The 13,902-nt window shown below is 68.8% G+C and carries 14 protein-coding genes; 6 read left to right on the top strand and 8 right to left on the bottom strand.

Features of this window, described 5'->3' with window-relative positions; translation table 11 throughout:
• Positions 1–283: 283 nt before the first annotated feature.
• The 4 genes from hemA to ACYQ26_RS08160 form a co-directional block, all read right to left on the bottom strand.
• Positions 284–1,615, bottom strand: coding sequence for a glutamyl-tRNA reductase (gene hemA, locus ACYQ26_RS08175; protein ID WP_459810727.1), 1,332 nt, complete (start codon positions 1,613–1,615; stop codon positions 284–286).
• Positions 1,615–2,283: a precorrin-2 dehydrogenase/sirohydrochlorin ferrochelatase family protein gene (locus tag ACYQ26_RS08170; RefSeq protein WP_459808394.1), complete on the bottom strand. Its 669-nt coding sequence runs from the start codon at positions 2,281–2,283 to the stop codon at positions 1,615–1,617. The genes hemA and ACYQ26_RS08170 overlap by 1 nt, the downstream gene beginning before the upstream one ends.
• An 86-nt stretch (positions 2,284–2,369) precedes the next feature.
• A complete protein-coding gene (locus tag ACYQ26_RS08165) occupies positions 2,370–3,368 on the bottom strand; it encodes a transcription initiation factor IIB (protein WP_459808393.1) in 999 nt (332 codons plus the stop codon).
• Positions 3,369–3,551: 183 nt separating this feature from the next.
• On the bottom strand, positions 3,552–3,959 hold the full coding sequence (locus ACYQ26_RS08160; RefSeq protein WP_459808392.1) for a DUF5778 family protein: 408 nt from the start codon (positions 3,957–3,959) through the stop codon (positions 3,552–3,554).
• 198 nt (positions 3,960–4,157) lie between these two features.
• Here ACYQ26_RS08160 and uppS point away from each other — a divergent pair, with 198 nt between their 5' ends.
• Both uppS and ACYQ26_RS08150 read left to right on the top strand, forming a co-directional pair.
• Complete coding sequence (gene uppS / locus ACYQ26_RS08155; protein ID WP_459808391.1) at positions 4,158–5,099, top strand: polyprenyl diphosphate synthase; 942 nt, start codon at positions 4,158–4,160, stop codon at positions 5,097–5,099.
• A gap of 112 nt (positions 5,100–5,211) precedes the next feature.
• A complete protein-coding gene (locus tag ACYQ26_RS08150; protein WP_459808390.1) occupies positions 5,212–5,550 on the top strand; it encodes a hypothetical protein in 339 nt (112 codons plus the stop codon).
• 24 nt (positions 5,551–5,574) lie between these two features.
• Here ACYQ26_RS08150 and ACYQ26_RS08145 read toward each other — a convergent pair whose 3' ends face one another.
• Positions 5,575–6,186: an undecaprenyl diphosphate synthase family protein gene (locus ACYQ26_RS08145; protein ID WP_459808389.1), complete on the bottom strand. Its 612-nt coding sequence runs from the start codon at positions 6,184–6,186 to the stop codon at positions 5,575–5,577.
• A 163-nt stretch (positions 6,187–6,349) separates the two neighbouring features.
• Between ACYQ26_RS08145 and ACYQ26_RS08140 the strand changes: the two genes are divergently transcribed.
• Together ACYQ26_RS08140 and ACYQ26_RS08135 are read left to right on the top strand one after the other, a co-directional pair.
• Positions 6,350–7,693: a DUF92 domain-containing protein gene (locus ACYQ26_RS08140; RefSeq protein WP_459808388.1), complete on the top strand. Its 1,344-nt coding sequence runs from the start codon at positions 6,350–6,352 to the stop codon at positions 7,691–7,693.
• A 77-nt stretch (positions 7,694–7,770) separates the two neighbouring features.
• Complete coding sequence (locus tag ACYQ26_RS08135; RefSeq protein WP_459808387.1) at positions 7,771–8,850, top strand: hypothetical protein; 1,080 nt, start codon at positions 7,771–7,773, stop codon at positions 8,848–8,850.
• Here the strand turns inward: ACYQ26_RS08135 and ACYQ26_RS08130 are convergent.
• From ACYQ26_RS08130 to ACYQ26_RS08120, 3 genes are all read right to left on the bottom strand, one after another.
• Entirely contained in the window at positions 8,833–9,129 is a 297-nt protein-coding gene (locus ACYQ26_RS08130; protein WP_459808386.1) for a hypothetical protein, read from the bottom strand. The two genes, ACYQ26_RS08135 and ACYQ26_RS08130, sit on opposite strands and share 18 nt — an antisense overlap.
• Before the next feature lie 182 nt (positions 9,130–9,311).
• Positions 9,312–10,838, bottom strand: coding sequence for a DNA primase DnaG (gene dnaG / locus ACYQ26_RS08125; RefSeq protein WP_459808385.1), 1,527 nt, complete (start codon positions 10,836–10,838; stop codon positions 9,312–9,314).
• A gap of 111 nt (positions 10,839–10,949) precedes the next feature.
• Positions 10,950–11,810 carry an ArsR/SmtB family transcription factor gene (locus ACYQ26_RS08120; RefSeq protein WP_459810726.1) on the bottom strand — a complete coding sequence of 287 codons (861 nt, stop codon included), beginning with the start codon at positions 11,808–11,810 and terminating at the stop codon, positions 10,950–10,952.
• Between the two features lie 215 nt (positions 11,811–12,025).
• Here ACYQ26_RS08120 and ACYQ26_RS08115 point away from each other — a divergent pair, with 215 nt between their 5' ends.
• Positions 12,026–12,307: a DUF3311 domain-containing protein gene (locus ACYQ26_RS08115; RefSeq protein WP_459808384.1), complete on the top strand. Its 282-nt coding sequence runs from the start codon at positions 12,026–12,028 to the stop codon at positions 12,305–12,307.
• On the top strand, positions 12,304–13,869 hold the full coding sequence (locus ACYQ26_RS08110) for a sodium:solute symporter family protein (protein ID WP_459808383.1): 1,566 nt from the start codon (positions 12,304–12,306) through the stop codon (positions 13,867–13,869). Before ACYQ26_RS08115 ends, ACYQ26_RS08110 begins: the two co-directional genes overlap by 4 nt.
• Positions 13,870–13,902 lie beyond the last annotated feature (33 nt).

The raw sequence follows: 13,902 nt of genomic DNA, 5'->3' as shown, positions 1-13,902 counted from the left end.
GTCCGTCACTGTGCCACTGAACTCGTGCGCCGTACCGCTTTCGTACGTACGTGTCATCGGTATGATCACCACGAACACGACGTCTATAGTCGGGTAAACCGCACGAGAGCGACAACCGCAGGAAGATGTTCAGCAGTAGAACCCGTAATCGTTTCGATAGAATGTGGGTCACGGTAGCGTAGCGAATCCGCCGTCGGCGGATCGAACTCGAGTCGAGGGAGACTCCACGCTCGAGGCGGGGATTCGACGGCGTGAGTCGTGGACGGTCGGCCGCAGAAACCGGTTAATCGTCGTCGGCGGTTCCGATCCGCAGATCGGAGCGTTCGGCGTTGGCCAGCAGCGACGGCGGCCCCGAGTCCTCGAAGTCGGGATCGAACAGCTGGAGCGCGGTGTTGATCGTGCTCCAGTCGTCCTCGGCGGCGGCCTGTCGCAGGCTCTTGGTCGGCGGCGCGAGCAGCTGGCTGACCAGGGCGTCGGCCATCGATTCGACGACCTCGCGTTGCTCCGCCGAGAGGTCCTCGTCGAGCCGCGAGAGCGCCGTTTCGAGTTCGCGCTCTTTCATCCGCTCGGCGGACTCGTACATCGCGGCGATGACCTCGTCGGCGCGGGCGCGCTTGTACTGGTCACAGAGTAGGTCGTACTCCCGGTCGATCATCGCCTCGACCTCGCGGGCGGCGTCGGCGCGCTGCTCGCGGGTCTCCTGGGTGATCGACTCGAGGTCGTCCAGATCGTAGACGGCCACGGCGGGGAGGTCGTCGGCGGTCGGATCAACGTCCCGGGGTTGGCCGAGGTCGACGACGACGCGGTCGGTTGCCGTGCCGCCGTCGGTCTCGGGCTCGAGGTGGTGCGGTTCCAGCACCGGCTCCTCGCTCCCGGTCGCCGCGACGACGACGTCGGCGTCGGTCGCGACCGTCTCGAGGGCCTCCAGCGGCACCGCCTCGAGCGCGGCGTCGACCTCGAGTTCCGCGGCGAGGTGGTCGGCGCGCGAGACGGTCCGGTTCGCGATGACCAGCTCGTCGACGCCCGCGTCCACGAGGCTGCGGGCGGCGAGTTGGCCCATCTCGCCGGCGCCGACGACCAGTCCGCTCGCGCCCTCGAGCGCGATCTCGGCGGCGGCGAGTCTCGTCGCGGCCGACCCCAGCGAGACGACGCCCTCGTTGATCTCGGTTTCCGTGCGGGCGCGCTCGCCGACGTGGATCGCCTTCGTGACGGCCGGCTCGAGCATCGAGCCGATGCCGCCGGCGTCGCGGGCGTCCTCGTAGGCCGTCCGGACCTGACCGATGATCTGGTCCTCGCCGAGGACGACCGACTCGAGGCCGGCCGCGACCCGCAGCAGGTGCCGCAGGCTCTCGTCGTGGTCGGTGTGGACGACGGCGTCGTCGTCGACCGCGGCGAAAAATTCCTCGAGCGCGGCCCGGCCGACCGCGGCGTCGGGGCTGACGACGTAGGCCTCGACCCGGTTACACGTCGAGAGGACGTAGGCCTCCTCGACATCGGGGACGGCGCACAGTTGCGACACGGCGGCCGCCTGCTCGTCCGGACTGGCCGCCGCGAGGTCGTCGACGGTGCCGCTCTCGTGGGTCACCCGCGCGCCCGTGACGACCCCCGACGGGATCACGCGCGCTCACCTCCCGAAGATGGATACGAAGATAGTTCCTCGCTCAGCACGTCCTCAATCACTTGACGAGTATTGGAAGTACCGCTACGTAAAGCTGTCCAAACGTCCGGAGAATTGACGGCATCCGTGACGATCTCTCGACGCCGGCTCGGCGAGACGTCCCGCGATTTGAGCTCCGACCGCAGCTCGTCGCAGAACGCCGCGACGTCGCCGGCGCCGTCCAGCGTCTCCTCGAGTTCCCGTCGGAGGTACTTGCTCAGCGCTGGCGCCGTCCCGCCGGTCGAGATCGAGACGACGACCGGGTCCTCGCGGACGGTCGCGGGAACGACGACGCTGCCCGCGTCGCGCCCGCCGGCCCGATCCGCGCGGTTGACGAGGATTCCCCGGTCGCGAGCCGCCGCCTCGAGGGCGTCGTTGACGGCCGCGTCGTCGGTCGCGGCGACGGCCAGCGCGGGGTCGACCCGCTCGAGCCAGCCCTCGATCTCGTCGGGGGCGGGCGCGGCCCGGATCAGTTCGGCGCCGCCGAACTCCCGGTCCGCGAAGTCGGGACTGATCACGACGACCGCGGCTTCGCGGGCGAACCGGCGGGCCTTTCGCGCGCCGACGGGGCCGCCGCCGACGACGAGCACCGTTTCGTCGGTGAAATCGTGGAGGAGTGGAATCATCGAGCGAGTGAGGTTGTCGACCGTCGGGCGGTGGTCGTCTTCAGTGTTGGCATTCGGACGCGTTACCGACGACTGCGGGTCTCGACCTAGCACTCGGCGTGTGGACCGTACGCGTCGAGCAACTCCTGGTACCGGTTCCGGATCGTGAACTCGCTGACACCGGTCGCTTCGTCGATGGTCTTCTGGGTGACCCGTTCGTTCGTCAACCGCGCCGCGGCGTAGATCGCCGACGCCGCCAGTCCGGCCGGGCTCTTTCCGACGTGGATCCCCTCGCCCTTCGCGGTCTCGAGGATCTCGCGGGCGACGTGTTCGGCCTCGTCGCTGATCGACAGCGCCGACGCGAACTGCCCGAGGTACTGCAGCGGATCGGCGGGGGCGATCTCGAGGCCGAGTTCCCGCGAGAGGTACCGGTACGCGCGCTGGACGCGGCCGATCTCGACGCGGCTGACCGACTCGAAGGTGGGCCACGTCCGCGGCGTCCCGTGCTGGCGGGCCGCCGCGTAGAGGCAGGCGGTCGCCACCGCCTCGATCGAGCGGCCGGGCAGCAGTTCCTCGTCGACGGCGCGGCGGTAGAGGACGGCCGCGGTCTCGCGACACGGCTCCGGCAGGTCCAGCGCCGACGCCATGCGCTCGAGTTCGCCGAAGGCGTGTTTCAGGTTCCGCTCCTGGGCGGTCTTCGCGGTGAACCGCTCGTCCCACGTCCGAAGCCGTCGGAGCTGCGCCCGCTTGCGCGCGGAGAGTTCGTTGCCGTACGCGTCCTCGTTGCGCCAGCCGATCGTCGTACTGAGCCCCCTGTCGTGTCGCCGCTCGGTGAGCGGTGCGCCGACGCGCCGTCGCTCGTCGGCGTCCCCGTCGTCGCCGGTCCGCCACTCGGGTCCGTAGTCGAGTTCGTCGTCGTCGAGCACCAGCCCACACTCCGTACACGCACGTTCGCCGTGTTCGGCGTCGTGGTGGATCCGGCCGCTACACTCCGGACACGTGGCTTGGACCGACGTTTCGGCCGATTCGGTCTCGCCGGTCGAGACGTCGGACGCTACTTCCTGCGGCGGTCGACCGTCGGTCGCGGTGGCGATCTGTTTAGTCATGGGTACGTGCGCAGGGACCGTCGAGCGGCGCTGCTAGTCAACGGTTGCCAGAGTAACCCTATGTACGACGGGTGGATTCCCACAGCGTGAGAACCGGCTTCCGATACTTGGTTCCGAGGCCGTAATCGGTGTGGATACCGGGCCGAATCGTACGGATCCGACCGCGGAACGGTCGCTACGTCGCTACTCCGAGCCCTCGACGCCCGTCACGTCGTACCCCAGCTCGCGGATGTCCTCGAGGATCGCCGCGTGGTCGGCGCTGGCCTCGTAGTAGATGACGATGTCGAAGCTGCCCTCGCGCAGCAGCTGCTGGCACTCCCAGACGAACTCCTCGTCCTCCAGGGTCAGTCCCTGGTGCTGGTTCGAGGAGAAGTCGGGGTCGTCGTTGCCCGAGTAGACGTAGCAGTCCTTCGGATCGTACCCCGCGTGTTCGGCGACGATGTCGCCGATGTCGATCGTCGCCTGCATCATCTGGACGTCTTCCTGGCCGCTGTAGTCGGTGTGGACCACGGCGGCGTTGAGTTCGATGTCGCCCGGCTCGAGCAGTGCCTTGGTGCGCTGGTAGAGGTCGTCGTCGATCGCGTCAGCCATTAGCCGCACCGAGAGCCGCCGGACAGATAGCCGTCACGATTCCGTCGAGCGGCGAACGGGTCGTTTGGCGGGTCTTTTCGGACGGTTCGATCGGTCGTGACGCGGTACCATTCGACGGGAGACCTCAGCAGACGGACCCGTTTCCTGCCGTGGAGTAACACACAAGACACATAGTCATCGGTCCCTTCAAATCGACCGATGAAGCGGTGGCTCCGTCAGCGCGTCGACGCGGCCTACGAGCGCCTGCTGGCCAGAGAGATCTCCGGCGCGCCGACACACATCGCGGTGATTCAGGACGGCAACCGACGATACGCTCGGCAGAACGGCGACGAGCCCCACGAGGGCCACCGTGCGGGCGCCGAGACGACCGAACAGGTCCTCGAGTGGTGCCAGGAGATCGGCGTCGAGGAACTGACACTTTACACGTTCTCGACTGAGAACTTCGATCGACCGGCCGAGCAGAAGGAGGCACTGTTCGATCTCCTCTGTGAAAAGCTGCGGGAGTTCGCCGACGCCGACCGCGTCCACGAGAACGAGGTCAGCATCCGCGCGATCGGCGAAATCGAGATGCTTCCCGAACGAGTGCAGGAGGCCGTCGACTACGCCGAACGGCGCACCCGCGACTACGATCGGTTCGTCCTCAACATCGCGCTCGCCTACGGCGGCCGGTCGCGACTGCTCGAGGCCGCCCGCGGCGTCGCCCGCGACGTCGACGCCGGCGACTTAGAGCCCGCAGAGATCGACGTCGAGACGATCGAACGGCGGCTGTACGACCGGCCGGTTCGCGACGTCGATCTGATCATTCGGCCCGCCGGCGAGGAGCGGACCTCGAACTTCCTGCCGTGGCACGCCAACGGCAACGAGGCGGCCGTCTTCTTCTGTACGCCCTACTGGCCGGAGTTCTCGAAGGCCGACTTCCTCCGCGGGATCCGGACCTACGAACACCGCAAGGAATCGTGGCGGCGGACCCGCGCCCGGCGGGCGCTGGCCCTGCTCGGCGCGGTCAGCGAGGCCGAGCTCACCGAAGCCCGCTCGATCGTCGAGCGGTTCCGCGACTCCCTGCCGACGAACGAACGTCCGCCGGAGGACGAACTCCGCGTCGGCGAGGACCTCGAGGGTAACGAGCCGGTAGCTGACTAAAACCGGCAGTTCAATTCGTCCGGTATCGCCGTTCCGACTCGACGAGTTTTCGATCGAAGCGCTGCCGGCAGCGCCCCCGACTATTTTGTCAATAGCCGAACCACATCCGGTAATGGATCCGTCGACACTGTTCACGCCGACGCGACAGGGTCGGGCAACGCAGGCGTACGAGGACGTCGTCATCTACGACGGGACGGACGAGGACGACGTGCTCTATGAAGGCCCCGTCCTGATCCACCCGAACGGCTGGCTCGAGGTTGAGGGCAATCGATTGCTCTCGCCCGGTGCAGTCCATCACATCGACATCTACGACGACGTCGATATCGACGAGGGCGCGGACGGGGCGGACGACCAGCGACGAGACGCGGACGCGACCGGGTGGGACAGGGACAGAAACAGAGACAGCGGCTGGGGTCACGACGACACTGGATCGACTCGAGACGACTGGTAGCGGTCGCCGCCGACCCGGAACCGATCAGCGGCCGAACCGCCGCGACCGATTGCAGAACTCCCGCACCGCCCGCAGGAAGTCCCGCTCGCGGAAGTCCCGCCAGTTGACGTCGGTGAAGTAGAGTTCGGAGTAGACCGACTGCCAGATCATGAAATCCGAGAGCCGTTCGGCGCCGGTCTTGATGACGAGATCGGGTTCCGACGGAAAGACGAGGTGTTCCTCGACCCGTTCGTCGTCGATCGCCGCGGGCTCGAGTTCGCCGGCGTCGACGCTCTCCGCGAGCGTCTGCACGGCGCTCGTGAACTCGTGTTTCCCGCCGAGGCCGATCCCGATCTGGATCGGCGCGTCCGCCGGCGTCCGGTCATCGGGGCCCCGAACCGCGACCTCGCGGCCGTCCGGGCCGTCGATCGACTCGAGTTCGCGCCGCAGCGTCGGAATCGCGTCGGCGTCGAGGACGCTCACGTAGACCGTCACCCGAGAGGCGTACGCGAACGCCCACTCGAAGAAGTCGGTGAGCGTCTCGTAGGCCCCCTCCTCGAGGAGGTCGCGCTCGGTGATGACGAGGGCGACGTGCTCGGGCGGGGCGGCGTCGTGGCGGCGGATTCGGAGGGCGAGGTACCGTTCGTACAGTCCCACGCGTCCCGCTTTCCGGTCCGAAACCATACCGGTTACGGGTTGGGTCGCATCGTGACGGGATTCGAAGGTCGCGTTTCGCTCGAGACCTACTGACACGGTCGAAACGTCCGCTGCGGCGAGTTCGGGAACCTTCAAGTAAACCCGACAGAAAGACTCCGGTATCGTGACAGCACCCGTCCGGCGAGCCGGCGTCTTCGCGGCCCTGTGTACGCTCGCGCTCGTCGTTCCGCTCTTCGGTCCGCAGGTCGCGGCGGCGATCGCTGCGGTCGTCCTCCTGGGGTCCGCCGCCGTCACCGACGGTCCGCTGTTCGATCTCCTCGCCTATCCGGGCGACTACGAGGACGGCCGCCTCTACGGCCTCATCACGTTCGTCCTCGCGATCGTCGCGCTCGGACTGATCAGCGTGCGGGCCTCGATGCCGACCGAAGTCTTCGTCGGCACCGTCTTCCTGCTGGGCTACGGGAACCTCGGCGAGCGGGTCGCTCGCCTACGCACCGACCACGACGTCGCCCGCGTGACGGTCTTCGCGGTCGTCGCGACGGTCGCCGCGGTCGTCGGACAGGTCGCGACAGCCGCTATCGACGGGACGGCACTCGGCCCGTCGCTCGAGGCGGCGCTGCCGACGATGGTCTTTCTCGCGGCCAGCGGCGCGTTGCTCGGCGCCCTGCTGCGGGACGTGCTCCTGCTGTACGACGATCCCGTCGTCATGCTCGCGGTCGGCTTCCTGCTGTGGCTGCTCGCGGAGCTCGAGCCGGCCCTCGGGACGGTCGAGATCGCGGCCGCGCTGGCGGTGACCGTCGGCGTCGGCTACCTCGCGTACGCGCTCGATACCGCCTCCGTCGCGGGGATGCTCACCGGCGTGCTCCTCTGTCTGCTGACGATCGTGCTGGGCGATTACGGCTGGTTCGTCGTGCTCGTCTCCTTCTTCGCGATCGGCGGCCTCTCGACGAAGTTCCGCTACGAGCGCAAGGCGGAACTGGGCGTCGCGGAGGACAACGACGGTGCGCGCGGCAGCGGGAACGTGCTCGGCAACGCGGCCGTCGCGATCGCCGCCGTGCTCGGCTACGCCGCCAGCTCCGAGGGGCTGTTGCCCGGCGATCCCGAACCCGTCGTGTTCCTGTTCGCCTTTACCGGTTCGCTCGCGGCCGCGATGAGCGACACCCTCTCGAGCGAGATCGGCAGCGTCTTCGAGACGCCGCGGCTGATCACCACCCTCGAACCGGTCGAACCCGGCACGGACGGCGGCGTCACCTGGCAGGGCGAACTCGCCGGCCTCGCGGGCGCAGCCGTCGTCGCCGGCATCTCGTACGTCCTGTTCCCCGAGGTCGGGGTCGCCGGCGCGGCGATCATCGTCGCCGCGGGCTTCGTCGGCATGACCGTCGACAGCCTCCTCGGGGCGACCCTCGAGGGGACGCTGCTGGGCAATCAGGGCGTGAACTTCCTCGCGACGCTGTCCGGCGCGATCGTCTGTGCGCTGCTGGTGCTCTCCTTTGCCGTGTTCGGCTGACCCGAGGCCTCTCGGCTCGTTTTCCGGTTCGGAAAACGCCGAACCCCGTTTTTATAGCGCCCCCTCGGAGACGGGGTATGGATTCGAGACGGTCGCTTCTTCGATCGGCGGCGGGACTCGTCGCCGGCGGGACAGCGCTGTTCGGCGCCGCCGGCGGCGCAGCGGCGCGGTCCGCCGACGCGGACGCGAGAGACGGCGAGAGTACGCGCGGGGCGGCGACAGTGGCGCTCGAGGCGAATCGAACTGCAATCCAATCTGCGGGCCAGCCCGCGACGATCAGCCCCGTCGTCGAGACGTTCAATCGGCGGCTCGGACTCGGGCACGGGTACGGGTTCGGCGCGCTCTCGCTCGCGGATGTCGCGTCAGTTACCGGCACCGGCCGCGTCGCCGACGGCGGCCTCGTCGGGGGAACGGTCGTCGCGACCGGATCGATCGCCGCCGACGCCGTCGGATCGATCCTGCGACGCCGCGGCTTCGCCGCGGTCGGCGAGCGAAAGGGCGTCGACCGCTACGCGACCCGCGACGGTCCGTTCGCCGTCGGCGTGACCGACTCCGCGGTCGTCGTCGGGTACGAGACGGGGCGACAGGGACGGCCGATCGCCGGCCGCTCGGACGGTGGCTCGCCGTCCGCGAACGGACTTGCCCGCGTCGATACCGTCGTTCAGCGGTCGAACCGGGCCGCAGCCGTTCGAGGGCCCGCATCGGCCCGCAACGGTTCGCCCGCGGCCGCCGTCGGGGCGGTCCTCGACGGAGACGGAAACGAAACCGGTGATCTGACCGTAACCGCGGCGCTCGACGCCGACACGCGGGCGAAAATTCGGTCGGTGCTCGCCGACGGCCGCCACTCCCGATCGCTCACACCGATCCTCGAGCGCGCGACGGCGCTGGGCGCCTCGGTTTCGATCGACCCCGACGCCGGTCAGAGCGAGGTCACGTACGGACTCGTCGGCGACGAAGAATTATCGGTCGCAACCGTTCGCGAGAGAGTCGAGGGGCTCGCGACCGACGCCGACGGGATCGGTTCGGTCCGCGTCGAGCGGCGCGGGCCGGGTATCGCCATCGATGCCGACGTCGCGACCGGCGCGCTGCTCGAGGCGCAGCTGGCTGCGGCCGGACTCGAGGCGGCGTTCGACGGCCGATCAGTCGTCGGCCGGTGATCGAACGGTAGGCGACGGATTCGAGTCCTGCTTCTGACCGGCATCCGAGACCGGGTCAGGCGCGGTCTCGTCGCTCGAGTCGTTCCAGTTGGCGTCTGCTCGAGCGTCCGCGTCGGCCTCGGGAGTCGCGGAGTCGGATTCGTGCCCGGACTCGGGAACGGTAACGACGCCGTCGGCGTCGGAGCGCAGTTGCGCGTACCCCGCCTCGTTCGTCACGAAGAATACTGCGAGCACCCAGATACCGAGGAGTGCGAGCGCGGCGGCCGGTGGTGGACTCATTACCGCACCTTGCTGTGGCTCGCATATCAATATCCCGGCCTCCGGACGCTCTGCGCCACGAATGCACACGGCAAGGGGCAAAACGCTGCGAATATGTGCGGTTCCCCGCGACGCCGCGATCCGCACTCGGTTTTATTCGATCGATCTCGAGAGGCCGCGTCGACGACCGCCGGTACGGCCGATCAGTTGTCGGTCGGCGGTTCCTCAGCGACGTCGTCGATCGCGTGGATCCGAACGTCGGTCGGTCGCTTGGTAAACTGGCCCAGCGCGTCCGCGACGATCCGATCGACGCCGCGGTCGGCCGCCAGATCGAGCAGTCGTTGGGAAAGGATGCCGTCCAGGACGACCGTCGTCGGAACCGTCTCGAGGCTCTCGAGGGCGTCGTAGGCCTCGCCGGCGTCGGCGTCGTCGATCGCCGCGCCGTCCGCATCGAGGAATCGAACGCGGCCGGAGTTCTCCCGGATGACGTCAGTGGCGTGCTCGTAGACGGTCGTCGGTTCGGGTTCGAGGTCGGTCGCGTCCGCATCGTCCGTCTCGGACTGGGACTCGGTCTCGGCTTCGGCCCCGGCCTCCGCCGCCGAGTCGGCAGTCTCCGTGGGTTCCCGACCGTGTGCGGGCGCCGGCTGCGTCTCGCCCTCGAGCTCGGCGCCGCCGCTCGCGTCCGCTGCCGATTGCGCGTCGCTCACCGCGCCCGACTCGAGCGACTGCGTCGGATCGGAGCCGGTCGACTCGTACTCGCGGGCCGACCGCGTCCCGTCGATCGCGGGCGAGTGCGGGAGGGCGTCGCTCGCGTCGCCGCCGTTCGTTTCGTCGGTCGTCTCGTCGGCCGTGTCGGTCGCGTCCGGCGCCGGCGCCGGCGTCGTACTCCCGTCGGTCGCGGCGACGGCCTCGCGAGGCTCGTTCAACCCCGAAACCGTCTCGTAGGGAACCTTGTTCCGCAGCGCGGCGAACAGCTGGTGGTGGTCGAGCTCCTCGACCGACTCCCCGGCGGGGGCGAAGGCGACGTAGTCGATGTCGCCGACCTGCGAGAGCTCCTCGAGGATGAGGTCGCCGCCGCGGTCGCCGTCGAGGAAGGCGGTGACCGTGCGGTGGCGGGTAAGCTCCGCGACGGCGTCGGGGACGTTCGTCCCCTCGACCGCGATGGCGTTTTTGACGCCGTACTTGAGCAGCGTCACGACGTCCGCGCGCCCCTCGACGACGATGATCGCGTCGCTCTCGGCGACCCGCGGCCCGGCGGGCAGCCCCTCGTACTCGGTGATGTCCTCGACGCGGACGTGCTGGCGGACCTCCGCGAGGATCTCCTCGGAGGTCATCACGCTGTCGTCGAAGGCCGTGTGCAGCAGTTCCTTCGCGCGGTCGACGACCTCCTTGCGCTTCGCGGCCCGGACGTCCTCGATCTCGGTCACCTCGAGGTCGGCGCGGCAGGGGCCGATCCGGGTGATCGTCTCGAGGGCGGCGGCGAGCGTCGCGGTCTCGACCTTGTCGAGGCTGGTCGCGATGGTGAGGTGGCCGTGCGACTGGCCGGCGGTGCTGGTTATTTCGACGTCGATGCGACCGACTTTCTTCGACTGGCGGAGATCGCGGAGATCGAGTTCGTCGCCCAGCAGACCCTCGGTCTGCCCGAAGACGGCGCCGACGACGTCGCTCCGCTCGACGACCCCGTCAGCCGTAACGTCCGCGTGAATGAGGTATTTCGAGGTGTCTTCCATTGGAGATCTGTCCCCGGCCGGGGAGGCGGTGACGCGAGAGGCGTGCAGAGACCGTTTGGTACGAATGTGGGTCGTGACGGGCAAATAGCTGTTGACATGCGAACCGTCCGACTAGTACGCGGGGCGATACCAGTACCAGTAGATGGTAACCGCGAGCAACACCGCGAGTCCGCCGAGGAAAAAGAGCAAACCCGGCGGCACCGTTTGCAGGACGGCGTCCGCCGCCTCGGCCCCGCCGTCGGCCGCGTTCTCGAGGGCCTCGTTGCCGCCGTCCGGCGCGGCGTCGTACGTTTCGTTGACGTCGGGCGCCGAGTCGCCGCTCGTCCCGGCGGCGTTTTCGGCGCCGCCGGACCCGCCGTCGGGCGATTCCTCGGCGATCGACATACCGTCGGCGCCGTCCGACCCGTCGGCGTCCACGGTCGATTCGTCCGCGCCGTTGCCGCCGTCCCGCGTCTCGCCGTCGGCGCTCTGCTCGGTCTCCGACGGCGACGCGCCACCGGCGCCACCGGTGCCCCCAGCATCGCCGGCCGCTCCGAACCGCCGCGTCAGCCCGTACTGGACGAGCAGGCTGCCGCCGGCGAGCGCGCCGATCCCGCCGAGCAGCCGCGACAGCGCCGCTTTGAGCTTCGAGGCCGTCGACTCGTCGCTCGTGACGATCAGCGGCCCGTCCGTCGCCGCGTAGACGCTCATCTCGTTGCCCCGCGAGGAGTACCAGGTGTCGACGACCTCGACAAGGCCGGCGTCTTCCAGCTTCTCGAGGTGGTAGCGAACGTTCTGAATCGAGGAGTCGACGGCGTCGGCGACGTCGCTGGGCGTCCCCGGCTCCTCGTCAAGTTGCGCGTAGATCCGGCGAGCGGTCGTCGACGAGAGCGCGCTGAACACCGCGTCGGCGTCCTCCCCCTCGAGTTCGACGATTCGGGGGTGGCCCTCCTCTGTCGACGTCTCCGAGCGGAAGGGGAACAGACGGGCCATATCAGGGTCGGATAGCATTCTCTCTCCGACACTTATACTCCTTTTCCTACCTGAAAGGGATCTTTTAGCTACCGGAACCGCCGGCCGGCGCCGGGATGCCGTCGCCGACTGCAACGGAGGATCGACGGTCGACTATCCGCGCGCTTGAAGAACGAACGTCTTCAATATTGGGTGTCGAACGAAACAATTACCCACGTCGAATACCGAGCGCCGATATGCGTGGACTCGAACTCATCGGCTGGCTCGCGGTCGCAGTTGGCCTCTGTGCGCTCGCGATCCCGTGGTTCCTCTGGGGAAACGACGCGACCGTCGCCGGCCTCCCGGTGTGGCTCTGGTGGCACGTCGGCTGGATGGGGCTCGCGTCGCTGATCTTCTGGTACTTTTCCCAGCGGGCGTGGGGGCTGGGAATCGAGCCGCGGTCGCGGTCGGACGCCTCGAGTAGCCCGCAAGCGACCCGCGATGACGCTCGCCCGCCGTCCGGCGGTGATGCGCCGTGACGGCCACGCTGCCGCTGCAGCTCGGCATCATCGTCGGCTACCTCCTGCTGGCGCTGGCCGTCGGGCTGGTCGCCTACCGGCTGACCGACCGCACGGCCGAGGACTTCTACCTCGCGAGCCGGACGCTGGGCACCGTCGTGCTCCTCTTTACGACGTTCGCGACCCTGCTGTCGGCGTTCACCTTCTTCGCCGGCCCGAACGTCGCCTACGCGCGGGGCCCCGAGTGGATCCTCGTGATGGGCCTGATGGACGGGATCATCTTCGCGATCCTCTGGTACGTCGTCGGCTACAAGCAGTGGCTGCTAGGCCGCCAGCGAGGCTACGTCACCCTCGGCGAGATGCTGGGCGATCGCTTCGCCTCGAAACGCCTGCGGGGCCTCGTCGCCGGCGTCAGCCTGCTGTGGCTCTTTCCGTACGTCATGCTCCAGCAGGTCGGCGCCGGGACGGCGCTCGAGGCGCTGACCGACGGCGCGGTCCCCTACGCGGCCGGCGCGGGGCTGATCACCGCGTTCATGATCCTCTACGTCGTCGTCGCGGGGATGCGCGGGATCGCCTGGACGGACACCCTGCAGGGCGCCTTTATGCTGGTGACGACCTGGGTCGCCCTGCTATGGGTGCTGGCCGAAGTCGGCGGTCCCGGCGCGGCGACGGCGGCACTTGCCTCGAGCGACGACGCCGCGCATTTCCTCTCCTTAGGCAGCGACTACTACACGCCCCGGTGGATGCTCTCGACGGCGATCACGATCGGCTTCGGCGTCGCGATGTTCCCGCAGGTGAACCAGCGGTTCTTCGCCGCGGGCTCGCGCACGGTACTCAAGCGATCGTTTACGCTGTGGCCGATCCTCTGTGTCCTCCTCTTTGTCCCCTCGTTCATGCTCGGCGCGTGGGCTCGCGGGCTCGGCATCTCGGTGCCGGAGGACGGCAACGTCCTCCCCGCGGTGCTTTCCGAGTATACGCCGGTCTGGTTCGCCGCGCTCGTCATCGCCGGCGCGATGGCCGCGATGATGTCCTCCTCGGACTCGATGCTGCTGTCGGGCTCGTCGTACTTCACGCGGGACCTCTACCGGCCGTTCGTCGACCGAACGATTTCGGACCGTCGCGAGGACCTGCTGGCCCGCGCCGGCGTCGTCGTCTTCGCGAGCGGCGCGTTCGTCGCGAGCCTGCTCAGCCCCGCGCCGCTCTTTGACATCGGCGACGCGGCCTTCGGCGGCTTCGCACAGCTCGCCTTGCCCGTTATCGTCGCGCTCTACTGGCCGGGGACGACCCGCACCGGCATCACCGCCGGCATCCTCGGCAGCCAGGCGTTCTACCTCGGCAACCTGTTCGTCGGGGCGATCGTCGGCGCGCTCGAGTCCCTCGCGGTCGTGCCGGTCGTCGGCGCCCTCTCGCCCGGGCTGATCGCCGTCGTCACGATGGTGTTCCGCGGCACGTACCTGGGCTGGACGGCCGGCCTCGTCGGCATGGCGCTCGGGCTCGTCCTCACCGTCGGCGTCTCGCTGGTGACGACGCCGGCGGCCGACGAGCGGCGGGCGATCTACTTCGACGGGCTGCGGGCGGAGTAACCGCTCCCGCCCGGTTCCGTTCGCAGCCGGCGC

Source organism: Halopiger thermotolerans (assembly GCF_054654555.1).
The sequence above is the reverse complement of the archived record's forward strand: the minus strand, read 5'-3'. Positions and strand labels throughout refer to the sequence as shown.

Bases quoted from the DNA above. Each gene is read 5' to 3' on its own strand.
- ACYQ26_RS08160 (WP_459808392.1), bottom strand. From the start codon at position 3,959: ATGGCTGACGCGATCGACGACGACCTCTACCAGCGCACCAAGGCACTG.
- ACYQ26_RS08135 (WP_459808387.1), top strand. From the start codon at position 7,771: ATGGATTCGAGACGGTCGCTTCTTCGATCGGCGGCGGGACTCGTCGCC.
- dnaG (WP_459808385.1), bottom strand. From the start codon at position 10,838: ATGGAAGACACCTCGAAATACCTCATTCACGCGGACGTTACGGCTGAC.
- ACYQ26_RS08150 (WP_459808390.1), top strand. From the start codon at position 5,212: ATGGATCCGTCGACACTGTTCACGCCGACGCGACAGGGTCGGGCAACG.
- ACYQ26_RS08115 (WP_459808384.1), top strand. From the start codon at position 12,026: ATGCGTGGACTCGAACTCATCGGCTGGCTCGCGGTCGCAGTTGGCCTC.
- ACYQ26_RS08165 (WP_459808393.1), bottom strand. From the start codon at position 3,368: ATGACTAAACAGATCGCCACCGCGACCGACGGTCGACCGCCGCAGGAA.
- uppS (WP_459808391.1), top strand. From the start codon at position 4,158: ATGAAGCGGTGGCTCCGTCAGCGCGTCGACGCGGCCTACGAGCGCCTG.
- ACYQ26_RS08130 (WP_459808386.1), bottom strand. From the start codon at position 9,129: ATGAGTCCACCACCGGCCGCCGCGCTCGCACTCCTCGGTATCTGGGTG.
- ACYQ26_RS08170 (WP_459808394.1), bottom strand. From the start codon at position 2,283: ATGATTCCACTCCTCCACGATTTCACCGACGAAACGGTGCTCGTCGTC.
- ACYQ26_RS08120 (WP_459810726.1), bottom strand. From the start codon at position 11,810: ATGGCCCGTCTGTTCCCCTTCCGCTCGGAGACGTCGACAGAGGAGGGC.